The sequence below is a fragment of the Paenibacillus sp. 32352 genome, from assembly GCF_002042965.1.
Taxonomy (GTDB): Bacteria; Bacillota; Bacilli; order Paenibacillales; family NBRC-103111; genus Paenibacillus_S; species Paenibacillus_S vulneris.
Window position 1 is genome coordinate 351,969 of sequence record NZ_MZNT01000004.1, and the last position, 16,963, is coordinate 368,931.

Below are 16,963 nucleotides of genomic sequence, written 5' to 3' on the forward strand. Positions count from 1 at the left end.
CCCCCTCCGTTTTTTACACATGGTATCTATTATGGACAAAAAACGCTCCGATGAAAAGCCCAAATTTTCATTTTCATAGAAAATGTTATTTTGGAGAATCCGGGCTGGGCGCGGTGTCCGACAAATAGATGCGAATGGTTGAGCCTTGCTCCACCTTGGCCCCCGCTTTGGGAACCTGATTGACAACATAGCTTCCTGTGCCGGACTTGGCCAGCAGGAAATCCGAGTTCATATCCTCGTAAATATCCGTAATACTCATCCCTATCAAACTGGGAACCTCCACTGTCTTCGTATCCCCATAAACATATTTGCGGTTAAGCTGATCCTTGCGCGGAGACACATTCATATAATGGAGCGCGTCCTCCATGATGTTTTTAACAAGCGGCGCGGCGATAAGTCCGCCGAATTGCACACCCTGCGGGTTATCGACGGCTGCATAGACGACAACCTTCGGATCATCCGCAGGAGCAAAGCCGATAAAGGAAACAATATGCTCTGTAGCGGAATACCTGCCGTTCACTACCTTCTGGGCCGTACCTGTCTTGCCGCCGACACGATACCCTTCTATGAAGGCGTTACGACCTGTACCATTCGCTACGACGCTCTCTAACGTTTCCCTAACCTGCTTGGAGGTTGCTTCCGAGATCACCTGACGAACAAGCTCCGGCTGCTCCTTCGCTACCAATTCTCCGGTCTCCGGGCTGTACCAAGCCTTCGCTACGTGGGGCTTAAAAAGCTTCCCTCCGTTAATGGCTGCCGACACGGCCGTAATCTGCTGAATCGGCGTAACCGACACCCCTTGACCGAACGAGGTCGTTGCAAGCTCAACCGGTCCTACCTTCGAGGGTTTGAACAAGATTCCGTTCTCTTCCCCATTCAGATCGATTCCTGTTTTTTTCCCGAAGCCGAAATTCGTAATATAGTTAAACAGCGTCTCCTTGCCCAAGCGCTGCCCCATGGTGACAAAGCCGGGGTTGCAGGAGTTCTCGACCACCTGCAGGAACGTCTCGCTTCCGTGCCCTCCGCGCTTCCAGCAGCGCAGATTTGCACCCGCCACTTTAATGGAGCCTGGATCGAAGAAAGGTTCGTTCAAATTGACCTTCTTCTCTTCCAGGGCGGCAGCCAAAGTAATGATTTTGAAGGTGGAGCCGGGCTCATACGTCATCCAGATCGGAAGATTGCGATCATAGCTTTCCTTCGGGAAATCTCTGAAGCTCCCCGGATTAAAGCCCGGCCTCGCTCCCATAGCCAAAATTTCGCCGTTATTCGGATCCATCATGATAGCGATTGCGTCGTTAGCCTGATACCTCACCATCGCCTGATCCAGCTCGCGTTCTAGAACGGACTGCAAATGATTGTCGATAGTGAGCTGCAAATTCAAGCCGTCCCGCGGCTTTACATATTCCTCGGAGGAATTGGGCATGAGACGTCCTGCTGCGTCCGATAAATAAGCAATGCTCCCTTTAAGACCTGTGAGCAATTTGTCATACTTTAATTCTATGCCCGTCAATCCTTTATTATAAATATCCGTGAACCCAAGAATATGGGCCGCAAGGCCGCCGAACGGATAATACCGTTTATTGTCCTCGGCGACCACAATGCCCGGGATTTGCAGTTGGCTAATCTCGTTGGCCTTTTCCAGCGTAATTTTACGGCCTGCAGGCTGTATCCGGACACTGGATTGCTTCTTCGTAATCAGTTTATAGATGGAATCCTCGGTTACCTGCAGCTGGGACGCCAGCTGCGCAGCCGCAGCCTTCGCGTCTTTGATTTGGGCAGGGATGGCATAAATCGTAGGAGAGCTGATATTATAAGCCAGCTGTACTCCATTGCGATCCCATATCTCCCCCCGTTTGGCTTCGAACGGGATTTCCCGGCGCCACAGCTTCTCAGCCATCTCGGATAATTCCGGCCCCATCCATAACTGGACGTATCCCAGCCTTACAATCAATGCGGCAAACAGTATAGTTCCTACAATTAAAGCGGCAAACAGCCGACGACGTACCGTTACGTTCGATGCCCTCATGACCGATCTATCCCCTCCCGAAAGGTTGTCTAGATTGTTTCATATCCAGACTATTCGGGACAACCTGAGGATAGAACAAGCTTACCGGCCCGACTGGGCAACTTTTTTGCCTGAGGCTTCGTTTCCTTTCGAAGGATCGGCTGCTTTGCCTGTATCCTTCTTATCGGACTTGGTCCCGCCGGAGTCGTTAATCGGCGTTTGCAGCAATTCGTTATATGGCTTGAGCTGCAAAGTAACGACTTTGGTATCCCCTTCCGTCGACACGGTTTGCGAAGCGACATACCCTTCGCCAGAGGATTGACATTTGGCCTTGATAAACGTACACACTTCGAGCGCATCCCTCAACGATTTGCCCGTTAAATCAGGTACGGCAGAATCGCCATTCTCCTGCATCGTTACATAAATTCGTTGGGTGGAGCCGATTTCTGTACCAGGCGCCGGAGATTGGGACGTAATTTTAGCTCCTTTGCCAATAGCCTCCACAACAACGTCATATTTATTGAGTGCGGTTCTGGCCTGCTCCAGCGTCATGCCGACCAAGTCCGGCAGCGTCGTTGTCTTCACTTCTTTTTCCGCGGCTTTTTGCTGCTGCGAAGAAGAAGGAACACCCATGTAACGCAGCGATTGCGCTACAATCTCCTTAAAGGCTGGAGGAGCTACATCACTACCCAGATGGTAGTTACCGCCCAAATCAGGCTGGTCTGCAATAATGCTGACCAAAATTTTCGGGTCCTCCACCGGAGCAAAGCCGATAAAAGAAATAACCCATTTATTAGGAGAATACCCTTTGCCGCCCGGCTCAACCACGTTGGCCGTTCCCGTCTTGCCTGCGACACGATATCCTTCGATTGCCGCCTTTTTCCCCGTTCCGATTTTTTGGTCGCTTACGACCTGCTCCAGCAGCTCACTTACCTGCTTGGCTGTCGATTCGGATACAACCTGCTTTACAAATTTCGGCTCAAACGATTGAACGACCTCTTTGGTACGAGGATTATAGATCTCTTTGACAACATGAGGCCACATCAGCTTACCTCCATTGGCGATTGCCCCGTAGGCAGCAGTTTGCTGGATAGACGTGGTGGTGATGGGACCCTGACCGTAAGTAGCCGTAGCGAACTCTACCGGGTTTTTCATATTCACGACACCTTTGACCTCACCGGCTATGTCGATGCCCGTTTTAGCCCCAAAACCGAACTTTAATATGTACTGTCTCAGAAGATCTGGTCCAAGCTTCTCATACCCCAGTTTAACAAAAGCAACGTTACTGGATCGTTTCAAGCCCTCTAAATAGGAAATCGGTCCCCAACCGACAATATTATGGTCATGAAGCCTATTTCCCGGAACCGCGATGGAGCCGGACTGAAACGTATCGTTCGGGTTGAACTTCCCTTCCTCCACCGATGCAGCTAATGTAACGATCTTAAAGGTAGAACCCGGCTCATATTGTGAAGCTACCGCATTGTTGAAGAAATCCTCCGGCTTCGATTCCCAATATTTGTTTGGATTAAAATTCGGAAGGCTCACCATACCAAGAATTTCCATAGTCTTTGGATCAGCCGCGATGGCAGTCAAGCTTTTCGGGTGATACTGGTTATACACTTTTTCCAATGCACTTTCCATATAATATTGAATATTTTTGTCTATAGTCAGCTTAACATTATTACCGTCAACGGCGGGCACATAATTCACTTTTGCATCCGGCAGCTCGACTCCATGCAGATCCTTTTCATAGGAACGATATCCCGGAATCCCCTTTAAATCCTTATCCAATGAAAGCTCCAGGCCCATCACAGGCTTGCCTTCCTTATTGTCATAGCCCAGCAGGTGAGCGGCCAGCTTCCCTCCAGGATAGAAGCGTTTCTGTTCTTCTATAAGCGTAATACCGCTTGAATATGGCTTTCCCCCTTGCTTCTTCAGTTCCTCCGACAATTGTTTGATTTGTTCAGCGACCTCTGCGTCTATCTTCCAGCCTTCATTGCGAAGCTCCACTTGGGGATATTGTGCAGTCGGATATTCTTTGGTCACGATCTTCCTAATCTTGTCTTCTAATTCAGCCACAGCCGCGGGATCATCCGATGTTTTCAATATGGCTGCCAGCCCTTTGGTTACTGCCGTTTGAATGCCTTTGGTTTGTATGATCTTCGGATTCAAGGCAACGGTATAGGCAGGGGCATCCTCCGCCAGTACATTGCCGTTGCGGTCAAAGATCATGCCGCGAACCGGACGGATAACCTCTTCCGACTCCCACTTTTTCTGCGCTTCAGCAAGCAGCACCTTGCCGTCAACGATTTGGACCCAATATAATCGGCCTACAATAGCAACAAAAAGGAGGGTAAATACCCCCCCGATTAACAATGATCTCAGCTTCGTTTTTTTGTTCATCATTCATCTCTCCCAGTCAGATGATTACGGGGTTTCCGTTTTTTTCTGGTTGGCAGCCGTTGCGCCAGAGGTGCTTTCGGTGTTTTGCCGAGCTACCTTGCTGATTTGCTTTTCATCCGTCGGCACCATCCCCCATTTTTTCGCTTCTTCTCTTAAACGGTCCGGACTGGAAAGCTTGTCTATCGTACGCTTGAGCACGTTATTTTCCGCCTGCAGCATTTGAATATCGCTCTCGAGCTTCATGATTCTTGTGTTCATCTCATAAATTTGCGCATAACGCCAAATAATTAGGCTGGCGACGGCTACGCATACAAGAACGGTAAAAAGATACAACAGCTTCTCTTGGACTGGAAGCGATTTACTCCGGTAAACGATTTTTTTCGTTTCCTTGACATTCACCTTTTGACCCGACTTCTGCTCGACAGCCAAATTCCCATGAATGTATGCAGGCATATAGGTTCTCCTCCTTCGCCGCTTGCAAAATAATAGACTTAATCTAATTTATAGTTTCTCAGCGATCCGCAGCTTAGCCGAACGGGCTCTTGGATTGGCTTCCAGCTCTACCTTGCCGGCTTCAATAGGCTTACGGTTAACCAGCTTGACGATTCCTTTGCTGCCGCAAACACATAGCGGAAAATCCGGCGGGCATGTGCAGCGTTCAACATACTTGGCAAAGGTTTGCTTACAAATCCGATCCTCCAGCGAGTGGAACGTAATAACCGCGACGCGTCCACCCGGTGCCAGGCAACGAATGGATTGCTCCAGCGCCTCCTCGAATGCCCCCAGCTCATCATTAACGGCAATGCGCAATGCCTGGAAGCTTCGTTTGGCCGGATGCGGTCCGCTGCGGCGGGCTGCGGCGGGAATGCCTTCCTTGATCAGCTCCACCAGCTGTCCCGTCGTTTCGATAACGCCCTTGCTTCTTGCTGCTGCAATCACAGCGGCTATGCGCCGTGCAAACTTCTCTTCCCCATATTCAAATAAAATACGGGCAATTTCCTGCTCCGGCCATTCATTGACGATTTCCTTAGCCGTAAGGTCCGTCGTCCGGTCCATTCTCATATCAAGCTCCGCATCATGGTTATAGCTGAAGCCTCTATCGGCTTCGTCCAGCTGCGGCGACGACACTCCCAGATCGAACAAGATTCCGTCCACTTGTGGAATCCCGTCTTTCACAGCCCATGGAATATGACGAAGCTGATTCTCGATCTCGCGAAAATTGCTTCTAACCAGCTTAACTTTATCCATATAGGGAGCCAGCTTGGTCTTCGCATTCTCCAGCGCCGCATCGTCCTGGTCAAATGCAATGAGCAGACCCTGATCATTCAATTGAGAAGCAATTGCTGAGCTGTGTCCTGCTCCTCCCAAAGTACAGTCAACATATACGCCGTCCGGCCTTATTTCCAAACCTTCAACGGCTTCTTCCTTCAAAACGGTGATGTGATGAAACATGATGCATAATCCTCCTGTATAGGTCATTCGGTATTTATAAATCAAAGTTAAAATCCACAAGCTTCTCGGCAATTTCGTTAAACGATTCTTCCGATTGTTGGGCATAGGATTCCCACATTTGCTTGCTCCAAATCTCGACCCGATTAGAAACACCGATGACGACGCAGTCCTTTTCCAATTTAGCGTGCTCAATAAGATTGTTAGGTAAATTCATCCTTCCCTGCTTATCGAGCTCACATTCCGTAGCTCCGGAAAAGAAAAACCGCGTAAATGCGCGCGCGTCCGATTTCATTAAGGGCAGAGCCTTCAACTTCTGCTCCAGTACACTCCACTCTTCCCTGGGGTAAACGAACAAGCATTGGTCCAAGCCGCGGGTTACGATGAATGAGGGTCCAAGGGCTTCGCGAAATTTAGCCGGCACGATCATGCGTCCTTTATCATCGATGCTGTGCTGGTATTCGCCCATGAACATGTCAACCCTCACCCCTTTCCACCACTTTACCCCACTTTCCACCACTTGTATAGTTAGTTTTCTCCACAAAAACAAAAAATCCTGCTACAGAGCAGGATTTCACAAAATATTTTCATCTTAGGCTTCCGGCCGCTCTTCATCGTTCGACGAAATTTGAATGGATTCCCGGTTTTCTTCCGCCAGTTTTTTTCTTAATTCGAGCTGTTTCTTCTTTCTCGACCTACGCACGAGCAGGGTGGGGATCAAGATGATAGCCAGCACGATGGCTACAGGCAATACGGCTGCGGCCGCAATGACGATCCACTGAAGAATGACGGACAGTACAGCGGTGCTGCCGCTCCATGCCGAGGCGGCCCTTTGAACCAGCGGCCCGCCTTCCTGGCCTTTGATGACAGCCGCAGAGCCCATCTTTTGAACCAACCGGAGCTCAATGGTCGAGTAAGAAACATTTTGCTCCAAATATCTCATTCTCCCTTTGATGCGCTCAATCTCCTCCTGCACCTTACCAAGCTCATTGGAGAAAGCAAGCAGCTCGTCGGTTTTCGAAGCTTTCTCCATAAAAGCGACCAAACGCTTCTCCACAACCTGCTTCGCATTTAACCGGGCCGTCAAATCCACATATTCCTCCGACACGTCCTGACCCTGCACGCTTTTTTGGGATGTAGGGTGAATCTTCTCCAGTTGATTCAGCAAGGAGCTGAAGCCATTCGCTGGGACCTTGATGACGAAATTCCCGCTTTTCTCATAAGCCGTCTCGCTCTGGTTGAACTGGAGCACGTAGCCTCCCGATTGCCTCACGGCATCTTCGATTAATTGCTGGGCATCCTCGTACTTGTCTACCTGCATGGTCATGCTGGCTCTGTAAATGATTTTGCGGTCCGGCGCATCAACCGACGTGAGGCTGGTTCCGTTGTAGCTGTCAGGTGCCTGGGCAGGCACGGAGGCAGCCTGTGGTTCCGCCCTGTTACCCTCGGCGCCCGACACAGCTAAGGCTGAGCTTTGATTCGAATCCGTTTTGATGGATTTGGCACTATCACTTGCCCCCGCAGAATATTCCGAGCTTTTGCTCTGATCTGCGGCTCCGCAGCCTGTCAGGACGACAGCCAGCAAAGCGGCTATTGCCCATTTTTTCCAACCGAGCTTCGATAATACCCGCACTCTATCCCCTTTGACCCCCATACACGATCCCCCCTATGGAATCTTCCTATATACGCCGCAACCGGCGATACTTTATAAACGAGGAGAATCGTGAGTTTGTTGCATAAATTTGGGAGAGATGCATTTTTTAGTATTCGTATGTGAAAACCAACCGCCTTTGCGGGTGTGTTGTCTCCTAGTCTGCTAATTTCCCGCAAAGTGAGGTCATGTTTTCACTTTGTGGGGGGCGATTTTCATATAGTTAAAAAGCCTTCCCATAAGGGAAGGCTTCACCTTTCATTAATGCTCGGTCCAGCTGTCCAAATAAGATTTTTGCTCTTCAGACAACGTATCGATGGAAACGCCCATGGATTCCAGTTTGAAACGGGCTACTTGCTCATCAAGCTCGTAAGGCACGTTAACGACCTTTTGACCGATTTGCTTGTAATTGTCATTCACATATTTCAGAGACATGGCTTGCAGCGCGAAGGTCATATCCATAATTTCCGCCGGATGACCGTCTCCTGCAGCCAGGTTCACCAGACGGCCTTCGGCGATCAGGTAGAACTTGCGTCCATCCTTCAGCGTATACTCTTCAATGTTGCGGCGAACCGTACGCTTGGATACAGACAGCGCATCCAGCTCAGGTTTGTTCACTTCTACATCAAAGTGGCCGGCGTTCGATAGAATCGCTCCATCCTTCATCACTTCGTAGTGCTCTCCACGGATGACATCGCGGTTACCCGTAACCGTAACGAAGAAATCACCGATCTTGGCCGCTTCCTTCATGGACATAACAGCAAATCCGTCCATATAGGCTTCAACCGCTTTAATGGCATCGATTTCGGTTACGACTACATTGGCACCAAGACCTTTAGCCCGCATAGCCACCCCTTTACCACACCAGCCGTAGCCTACAACGACGACCGTCTTGCCTGCAACAACCAGGTTAGTTGTACGGTTAATGCCATCCCAGACGGATTGACCGGTTCCGTAGCGGTTGTCGAACAAATATTTGCAATAGGCATCATTAACTGCAACCATCGGGAACTGCAATTGGCCGTCTTTTTCCATAGCTTTCAAACGCAGAATGCCCGTCGTCGTTTCTTCGGCGCCGCCGCGAACGTTCTTGAGCAGATCCTTACGCTCGGAGTGCAGAATGGATACAAGGTCGCCGCCGTCGTCAATGATCAGGTCCGGTTCGGTTTCCAGGGTTTTGATCAACAATTCCTTGTACTCCTGAGGCTCAGGATTGTACTTGGCGAATACAGTGATGCCGTCTTCCACAAGAGCCGCACATACGTCATCCTGTGTCGAGAGCGGGTTGCTTCCGCAAATGGTAACGTCAGCGCCTCCGGCTTGAACCACTTTAGCCAGATAAGCGGTTTTGGCTTCAAGGTGCAGAGAGATCGCAACCTTCAAGCCTTTAAAAGGCTGCTCTTTCTCAAATTGCTCGCGGATCCGGTTCAATACCGGCATGTGGGCATTCACCCAGTCGATTTTCAAGTGGCCTTCCGGGGCCAATGCAATGTCCTTAATAATGCTGCGCTCTTTCGTATTCATATATCATCCTCCAAATCTTGTTTATAGGCTTCAGCCATTGGTAAAGATCGGTTGCCACTCATGATGTCTTTATATAAATCAAAGCTAAGGCCAGTGCAGACCCGCTTCGCTTTATAGATAGCATACTTTATGCAGTCCGTCGAGCTCCAGCTCGCCGTCTACAAGCTCATACAGCCACTCGGTTCCGTATTTATTGAGATAAGTCATTATATTATAGACCCTCTCCTGCGGTTTCCCCAAAGGAAGCACGGATAGTCCGATCCGCTGAAATTGACGGAGTGAAGCATCGAATTGGGAACGAACCGCGTCGGCAGCCTTATGCTCCAGAAATCCGATTTGCTCCAAAATCTTGGCCATATTCGTCTCCCCCAGCTTCCCAAGGCCCGGATTCACTCCGGAAATGAGCTCAACTAACGGCTGATAGCTTTCTTTGAACTGAACCCTCACTTGCTCGAATCGCTCCTCGAGCTTCAGGCTGTCCTGCTCCTTCAGCCATTGCTGCTGCTTCTCCTCAAGCCGGTACAGCACATCATCCAGGGACAAGCCGTATTTCGTCATGTTTTTCTGGACAATTCCTTCCATTAATGTCACTTCCACGCGTGGAATGACAATCGGCATCTTCATCCCCGCGTAATGGAATGCATCGCGCGTCAATCCCCAATAAGCAATTTCGCCCGGCCCGAGCACCGTCCCCAGCACCGGCAGGACATAGTCCTGCATCAGAGGCCTGGTCAGGACATTGTTGCTGAACCGCTCCGGCGCCGTCTCTGTCCAGTCCAGCAGCTGACTCAGAGAATACCGTCTTTCCTGTTTACGGTCTGTAAACAGCTGCGGATCTTCCTCCGAAGCATACAGCAGAATGCGTTCATCTTCATCGAAAATGAACAAATTCGCCCCCCGCTCATGCATCTCCACCTGAGAGGCGTAGCCAAGCTCATTCACACGCTGCTTTCCTTGAAGGTACGCCGCATGCAAAGGCGCCTGCTGCTCCAGCAGCCGGCGGAACATAGGCGCTTCGACCCGGCGCAGCGCAGGATCGTCTGAATCCAGCAGCACAAGACCGTAGGAACCGAACAGCTTAGCCATCAGCTGACCGAAGAAATCAACCAGCGTCGATGAACTGGCCGCTATGGTCTGAAGAGCGTCCATCCAGGAAGCCTTAAATTCAGTAGGGATCAAGGACGCATCGAGCTGCTGCAGTGCCTCCTCCCATTGCCCGGCGGAAATATCCAGCCGGCTGACCGAGCTGCGCTTCTCGCTCGCAGAACTAACCTTGATTTTGTTCAACTGCAGATCTTGCGACAAAGCATAGATATGATTGACCTCGTCGAAATCGTGATCTTCCCCTGCGATCCAGAAGACGGGCACTACAGGGCGTCCCAGCCGTTCGGAAGCAAGCCGCGCGGAGCGGATCAAGGTTACCGCCTTGTAGATCACCAGCGCCGGGCCAGTGAATAAGCCGGCCTGTTGGCCTCCTGCGATGCAAAGCGTTCGTTCATCGCGAAGCTGCTCTATGGCATGCATCGCCTCAGGAGCGTTATGCAGCCGGGCATTGAAGGCGGATAGCACATCGGCGATTTGTCCGCGATCAGCTGCGGATTGACGTCCGTGATCCAGCCACTCCGCTCTTGCAGCCCATGATGAGCCATCCCATGGATTATAATCGAACAAGGTTCTTACCTTGTCAAATTGGTGAACATAATCCTCCGTGATAGGCTGGCTGGATTTCCAATGAATTGATTCTACTTTCAACAAGGCAGCCGCCTCACTTTACAATGATTTATATGTACCTCTTTGATTGTACACATGATTGGCACAATCGTCAAAAGAGAAAAACAGCAGCCAAACAGAAAGCCAGGCAGTTCAAGGACGACGTCCCGTACAACCCGGCTCTCGTGATATTCCATTAATACAAATGGCAGGCTACATAATGATTAGGCTCTACTTGCTTGAATTCCGGCATCGAAGCTGCGCATTCCGGCATTGCCTTCGGACAGCGGGTCCGGAACGGGCAGCCGCTCGGCGGGTTCAATGGGCTTGGAATCTCTCCCTCGAGAATAATGCGTTCCCGGGTGCGCTCTACTTCCGGATCCGGAATCGGGATGGCGGAAAGCAGCGATTCCGTATAAGGGTGCAGCGGCTTGGCGTACAGCTCATCGGAGGTAGTGACCTCGACCAGCTTACCCAGATACATCACGCCGATTCGGTCGGATATATGCTTTACCATCGCCAGATCGTGGGCAATGAATAAATAGGTAAGGCCGTGCTCCTTTTGCAGCTTCTTAAACAGGTTGACCACCTGCGCCTGCACCGATACGTCCAACGCGGAGATCGGCTCGTCCGCAATAATAAATTGAGGCTCGATTGCCAAGGCTCTCGCGATACCGATACGCTGGCGCTGTCCACCGGAAAATTCGTGAGGGAACCGGCTGGCATGCTCCGAGTTCAACCCTACGGCGTCAAGCAGCTCGAACACCCGTTCTTTCCGTTTGGCGCCGGAATACAACCCATGAATATCTACGCCCTCAGCAATGATGTTTCCGACCGTCATACGCGGATTCAGGGAAGCATAAGGATCCTGGAACACCATTTGCATCTGGCGGCGAAATTCATTCAGCTTGCGTCCGCGCATTTTATGAACGTTCTCGCCATTAAAAATAACTTCTCCTCCGGTAGCATCATACAAATTAATGATCGTACGGCCCGCGGTCGATTTACCGCAGCCGGACTCCCCTACCAGACCGAACGTTTCCCCGCGCTTCACAGAAAAGTTAAGATTGTCGACTGCCTTCAATATTTTGCCGCCGCCGACTTGAAAATGCTTCTGCAGATTGCGCACTTCCAATATAGAATCCTTGCTCATCGCATTCCACCTCCCACTTCTACAGGACGCTCTACCTTCGGAGCATCGGGGTGAAGCAGCCAACAGGCAGCCGAATGGGTGTCAGTCAGCTTTGTATGCTCCGGATCGATTTCCAGACAAGCTTTCATAGCATAAGGACAACGAGCTGCAAAGGCACATCCTTTGGGTGGAGCGAATAAATCAGGAGGCGTTCCCGGAATAGGAATAAGCTCGCTGTCGGCATCCTGATCCAGACGAGGCACCGAACGCAGAAGTCCCCACGTATACGGATGCTGAGGATTGTAGAACAGCTCGTCTACCGTTCCCTGCTCGACGACCTTGCCGGCGTACATTACGATAACGCGCTGAGCCATTTCCGCAACAACACCCAAGTCATGTGTTATTACTATAATAGAAGCTTCTGTCTTTTCAGACAAGGTTTTCATCAAATCGATGATTTGCGCTTGAATGGTTACGTCCAATGCAGTTGTCGGTTCATCCGCAATCAGCAGCTTCGGACTGCATGCCAGAGCGATGGCAATCATAACCCGCTGACGCATACCGCCGGAAAATTCATGCGGGTACTGATAAATGCGGCCTTCTGGATTGGAAATTCCTACCATTTTTAATATTTCAACCGCTTTTTTGTTAGCTTCGTCTTTCGATATATTATGATGCTTAATCAAGCCTTCCGTAATCTGCTTGCCTATGGTCATGGTAGGGTTCAAGGAAGTCATCGGGTCCTGGAAAATCATGCCCATCTCCGAACCTCGAATTTTTTCCATTTCTTTATCTGTACATAGGGTAACTTCCGTTTTGCCGTCAAACAAAATCGATCCGCCCTTAATGACGCTTGGAGGCGACGGAATCAGTCTCATGATCGTTTGCGCTGTAACGGATTTTCCGCAGCCGGACTCTCCGACGATCGCCAGCACCTCGCCCTTTTTCAATTCGAATGAAACACCGCGTACCGCCTGAACTTCCCCGGCATAAGTGCGAAAGGATACCTTGAGATCCTTGACCTCTAATATATTTTGACTCATTATTGGCACCTCCTGCTTGCGTTAATATAAGCATAAAGCTTTTTGGGGAACAGCCTGTTCCCCATTTATCGGCGTTATTTTCTCATCTTCGGATCAAGCGCATCACGCAAGCCGTCGCCGAGCAGGTTAAAGCTCATCAAGATCAAGCTAAACACGATAGTCGGGAAAACAATACGATGCGGGTACAAACGAATCGCGCCTGCACCGTCAGACAGCAATGCTCCTAACGACGCCAGAGGAACTCGGATACCCAAACCGATGAAACTCAAGAATGCCTCGGTAAAAATAGCCGACGGAACGATAAACGTAATTTGTACGATAATCAAGCCTAATGCGTTAGGCACCAAGTGCTTCAAAATAATCCGTGCGCCGCCCGCGCCCAATGTTCTTGCCGCAAGAACGTATTCCTGCTCCTTAAGCGTAAGGATCTGTCCGCGTACCAGACGGGCCATAGGAACCCAGCCTGTAATCGCGTAAGCAATAATAATCGTTTTAAATCCCGGACCAATGACAACGATCAGCAGGATCGAGATCAACAGAAACGGAATGGAGTATACAATTTCAATGATACGCTGCATAATATCATCGACGCGTCCGCCGTAATAAGCGGAAATCCCGCCGTACAGCACCCCGAACACCAAATCCAGCAAAGCGGCACAAAGTCCGATAGCCAAGGAAATTCTAGTGCCCCACCATACGCGGACCCATAGATCCCGTCCGAAATCGTCGGTGCCGAACCAGTGCTCGGCGGATGGCTTCAGGTTCTTGATATCATAGTTTTGCGTTGCATAATCGTGGTGCGAAAAAATAGGACCTAAAATCGATAAAACGGCTAATACTATAAGGGTAATAAGGCCGAACATGGCCAGCTTGTTCTTCTTCAGTCTTCTCCAGGCATCCCGCCAGTACGTCATGGACGGCCGTACGATTACATCGCCATGGGCTGTTCCTGTAGGTGCCGGCTCAAACATGTCTTTCGAAATTTGCTGCATCATTTGGAACCTCCCTTGGTCAGACGAATACGCGGGTCAACCAAACCGTACAAAATATCGGTCAGGAATAAAACAACCACTAAGAGGAATGAATAAAAAATCGTCAATCCGGTAATCATCGTATAGTCATTAGAATAAATCGACTGAACAAAGTGCTTACCAAGTCCAGGTACAACGAAGATTTGCTCGACAACCAGCGTACCTGTGATCAAGTTAACAAATACCGGACCCAGTACGGTGACAACCGGCAAAATTGCGTTTCGAAGTGTATGGCGAACCACAATGGCTCTTTGGGACAAGCCTTTCGCCTTCGCCGTTTTCACATAATCGAGACTTAATACGTCCAGCATGGACGTCCGCATCAAACGAGCCAGAATGGCGATGGTCCCGAACGACAAGGAGATGGCGGGCAGTATGCGGCTGGAAGCTCCGGTCCACATCCCTGCAGGAAGCCAGCCCAGCTTAACCCCAATAAAATAAGAAAGCAACGGTGCAAGAACAAAGGACGGAATCGAAATCCCTACGACAGCTGTAAACATCGCGCCGATGTCCCAGCCTTTATTGTGATTAAGGGAAGCAATAATACCCAGGATAAGTCCAACTACGATAGCGATACATAACGCCCACAGACCCAATTCGAGGGATGCAGGAAAGCCTTGTGCGATGATTTCTGTTACTTTACGGGTTGGAAAGGCGTAAGAAACCCCCAAATCTCCATGAATAACATTATTAAGATACTTCAAATACTGCTCCCACAACGGTTTGTCCAACCCATATTGTGCATATAAAAGTTGCTTCTGCTCAGCAGTAAGTTTTAATGAGTCTTCACCGAACGGATCACCCGGCAAATTTTTCATCAGCACAAAGGTGAACGTAATGATCAGCCACAGGGTAACCACCATATAGACTAAACGACGTAACGTGTAGCGAAGCATATTACACCTCCTGTACTTTGTTAAAGAAATGCGCTGGTCACGCACCCCATAAAAGACTTGCAACCGCAGGATGCGGTTAATGGTAGTCCACCAAACAGTTGGGCCGTATTTCTATGGAGCCGAACTGCTTCGCAAGCATAGACGTAGTAAAGCCAAGACTATGTTTGCGAAACAGTTCCGCATCATTCCACTTTAGACAGCTCAATCGGGCAGCTCGCCAATAAGAAAGGGCCGTTCCAAACGGCTGCAGAACGGCCCAATGACGAACGTATAACTTGGTTGCTCGCGTTCTTACTTAATGGATACCCATTTCAATTCCCATTCTTTCGACATAGCCGGAAGGATCAGTCCGTCGACATTCACCTTTTTAGCATAAGGTCTTGTACGGAAATAAAGAGGGCTCAACGGCATGTCGTTCATCAAGGTTTTCTCTGCATCAATAAGCATTTTGGAACGTTTAGCCAAATCAACTTCTTTATCTGCACCTTTTACTAATTCATCATACACCGGATTGCTATATCCCATATAGTTGAAAGATTTGTTATCTGATACCCACATGTCGAGGAACGTCATTGGATCGTTATAATCCGCGCCCCACAGACCGATCAAAGTATCAAAGTTGCCTTCCTGCATATTTTTCACGCGAAGCGCGAACGGCAACGGCTCACCAGTAACATCTACTCCCAGATTTTGCTTCCATTGAGCTTGAATGAACTCGATGGTTTTCTTGGAGCTATCTGTATCGTCAGATGTCAGCTTGAATGGAGGCAGCGAGGTCATATTCAGTTCTTTCAAGCCTTCAGCCAGCAAGGCTTTAGCTTTTGCAGGGTCAAAGGCCGGCTGCGTATCGCCCGCTACTTTACGGAACTCTTGCTTGTTACCGTCACTAACGGTTCCTGGTACCAGGCCAGTGGAAGGAATGGATGCTCCGCCCAGAACGGTTTCGTTTAACGCTTTACGGTCAATAGCCATACCAAGCGCTTGACGCACCTTTGCGTTAGCAAATGCCGGTACTTTTTTCACCTGGAACATCACATAGGACGAAACGAATTCTTTTTTGAGCGTCAATTCCGGCTTACCTTCGTACATTTTGAATTGATCGCCTTTTAATTCAGTCAAGTCAACTTGGTTTGTTTCAAACATGTTCAGGGACGTATTGGCGTCTTTTACAACGTTAACCGTGACCTTGTTCAATTTCACGTTCGCTGCATCCCAATATTTGTCGTTCTTAACCAGCGTCAATTGCTGTTCATGATCCCATTTTTCCAGCTTGAACGGTCCGGCACCGATAACTTTATCGGCATCAGCACCGTACTTATCTCCTTGTGCTTTAACAAAATCAGGCTTTTGAGGGAAGAATAACGGCATCGAGAGTTGGTCTGTAAAGAAAGCGACCGGTTTTTCCAAGGTAATAACCAGCGTCTTATCATCCTTAGCTTGAACGCCTACTTCCGCCTTTTTCGCTTCAATCTCTTCAGGCTTAGCTTTTGTCAAGGCCGCTCCGCCTTTGATCCATGAAAGCATAGAAGCATATTTCGCTTTAGTTGTAGGGTCCAGCGTACGTTTGTAAGCATACTCAAAGTCGCTTGCTTTCAAAGGCGTTCCATCCGCCCAAGTCAAACCATCACGCAAAGTAATTGTGTATACCAAGCCGTCAGGAGAAATGTTCGGCATGTCTTTAGCTAGAGCCGGTTGAGGCTTTCCATCCTTGTCCAGACGATACAATCCTTCGTTAATGGCATTCAAAATCGTAAATGTCGGATTCGTTGTAGCAATAGAGCTATCCAATGCTGGCGGTTCCGCAGACAAGTTTATTCTGAATTCTTGCGCCGGAGCTTTTGTATCTGTTCCCCCAGCTTGGTTTTTCGTATTGTCCGTCGAGCATCCTACTGCTGTACCCAGCATGGCAGTAACCGTCGCCAACACGAGAAGTTTGTTCAACTTCATAATCGTTCCTCCCTTGTTTAATATGTAATTATATGGTAACTCAAAGTTATGTCAGATAACCTAACCTTAAGTTTACACACAAGAATGATAAATGAATTATTGAGAAAAGTAAATAGTTTAAATAGTAAAATAATCTCTTTATGAAACCGTTACCAATATAAAATTATACGAC

General features: G+C 49.3%; 13 protein-coding genes. All 13 read right to left on the reverse strand.

Annotated elements, in window-relative coordinates; genetic code table 11:
- Positions 1 to 85 precede the first annotated feature (85 nt).
- Positions 86 to 2,026, reverse strand: coding sequence for a stage V sporulation protein D (locus B1728_RS12275; protein WP_079910491.1), 1,941 nt, complete (start codon positions 2,024 to 2,026; stop codon positions 86 to 88).
- Positions 2,027 to 2,107: 81 nt separating this feature from the next.
- Positions 2,108 to 4,411 carry a penicillin-binding transpeptidase domain-containing protein gene (locus B1728_RS12280; protein ID WP_256865336.1) on the reverse strand — a complete coding sequence of 768 codons (2,304 nt, stop codon included), beginning with the start codon at positions 4,409 to 4,411 and terminating at the stop codon, positions 2,108 to 2,110.
- A gap of 21 nt (positions 4,412 to 4,432) precedes the next feature.
- Positions 4,433 to 4,861: a cell division protein FtsL gene (gene ftsL / locus B1728_RS12285; protein WP_079910493.1), complete on the reverse strand. Its 429-nt coding sequence runs from the start codon at positions 4,859 to 4,861 to the stop codon at positions 4,433 to 4,435.
- Between the two features lie 48 nt (positions 4,862 to 4,909).
- Positions 4,910 to 5,860: a 16S rRNA (cytosine(1402)-N(4))-methyltransferase RsmH gene (gene rsmH / locus B1728_RS12290; RefSeq protein WP_179135988.1), complete on the reverse strand. Its 951-nt coding sequence runs from the start codon at positions 5,858 to 5,860 to the stop codon at positions 4,910 to 4,912.
- 34 nt (positions 5,861 to 5,894) lie between these two features.
- Positions 5,895 to 6,332 (reverse strand): division/cell wall cluster transcriptional repressor MraZ, encoded by a 438-nt coding sequence (mraZ, locus tag B1728_RS12295; protein WP_079910494.1) that lies wholly within the window; start codon positions 6,330 to 6,332, stop codon positions 5,895 to 5,897.
- Positions 6,333 to 6,449: 117 nt separating this feature from the next.
- Positions 6,450 to 7,511, reverse strand: a complete 1,062-nt coding sequence (locus B1728_RS12300; protein WP_079910495.1) for a DUF4349 domain-containing protein — start codon at positions 7,509 to 7,511, stop codon at positions 6,450 to 6,452.
- 258 nt (positions 7,512 to 7,769) lie between these two features.
- Positions 7,770 to 9,032 (reverse strand): adenosylhomocysteinase, encoded by a 1,263-nt coding sequence (locus B1728_RS12305; RefSeq protein ID WP_079910496.1) that lies wholly within the window; start codon positions 9,030 to 9,032, stop codon positions 7,770 to 7,772.
- Positions 9,033 to 9,143: 111 nt separating this feature from the next.
- Positions 9,144 to 10,784 (reverse strand): bacillithiol biosynthesis cysteine-adding enzyme BshC, encoded by a 1,641-nt coding sequence (bshC, locus tag B1728_RS12310; RefSeq protein WP_079910497.1) that lies wholly within the window; start codon positions 10,782 to 10,784, stop codon positions 9,144 to 9,146.
- Positions 10,785 to 10,938: 154 nt separating this feature from the next.
- Entirely contained in the window at positions 10,939 to 11,895 is a 957-nt protein-coding gene (locus B1728_RS12315; protein WP_079910498.1) for an ABC transporter ATP-binding protein, read from the reverse strand.
- Positions 11,892 to 12,917: an ABC transporter ATP-binding protein gene (locus B1728_RS12320; protein ID WP_079910499.1), complete on the reverse strand. Its 1,026-nt coding sequence runs from the start codon at positions 12,915 to 12,917 to the stop codon at positions 11,892 to 11,894. The genes B1728_RS12315 and B1728_RS12320 overlap by 4 nt, the downstream gene beginning before the upstream one ends.
- Positions 12,918 to 12,991: 74 nt before the next feature.
- Positions 12,992 to 13,909 carry an ABC transporter permease gene (locus tag B1728_RS12325; protein WP_079910645.1) on the reverse strand — a complete coding sequence of 306 codons (918 nt, stop codon included), beginning with the start codon at positions 13,907 to 13,909 and terminating at the stop codon, positions 12,992 to 12,994.
- Positions 13,909 to 14,844 (reverse strand): ABC transporter permease, encoded by a 936-nt coding sequence (locus B1728_RS12330; RefSeq protein WP_079910500.1) that lies wholly within the window; start codon positions 14,842 to 14,844, stop codon positions 13,909 to 13,911. Before B1728_RS12330 ends, B1728_RS12325 begins: the two co-directional genes overlap by 1 nt.
- Before the next feature lie 291 nt (positions 14,845 to 15,135).
- Positions 15,136 to 16,791: a peptide ABC transporter substrate-binding protein gene (locus tag B1728_RS12335; RefSeq protein WP_079910501.1), complete on the reverse strand. Its 1,656-nt coding sequence runs from the start codon at positions 16,789 to 16,791 to the stop codon at positions 15,136 to 15,138.
- Between the last annotated feature and the right edge of the window lie 172 nt (positions 16,792 to 16,963).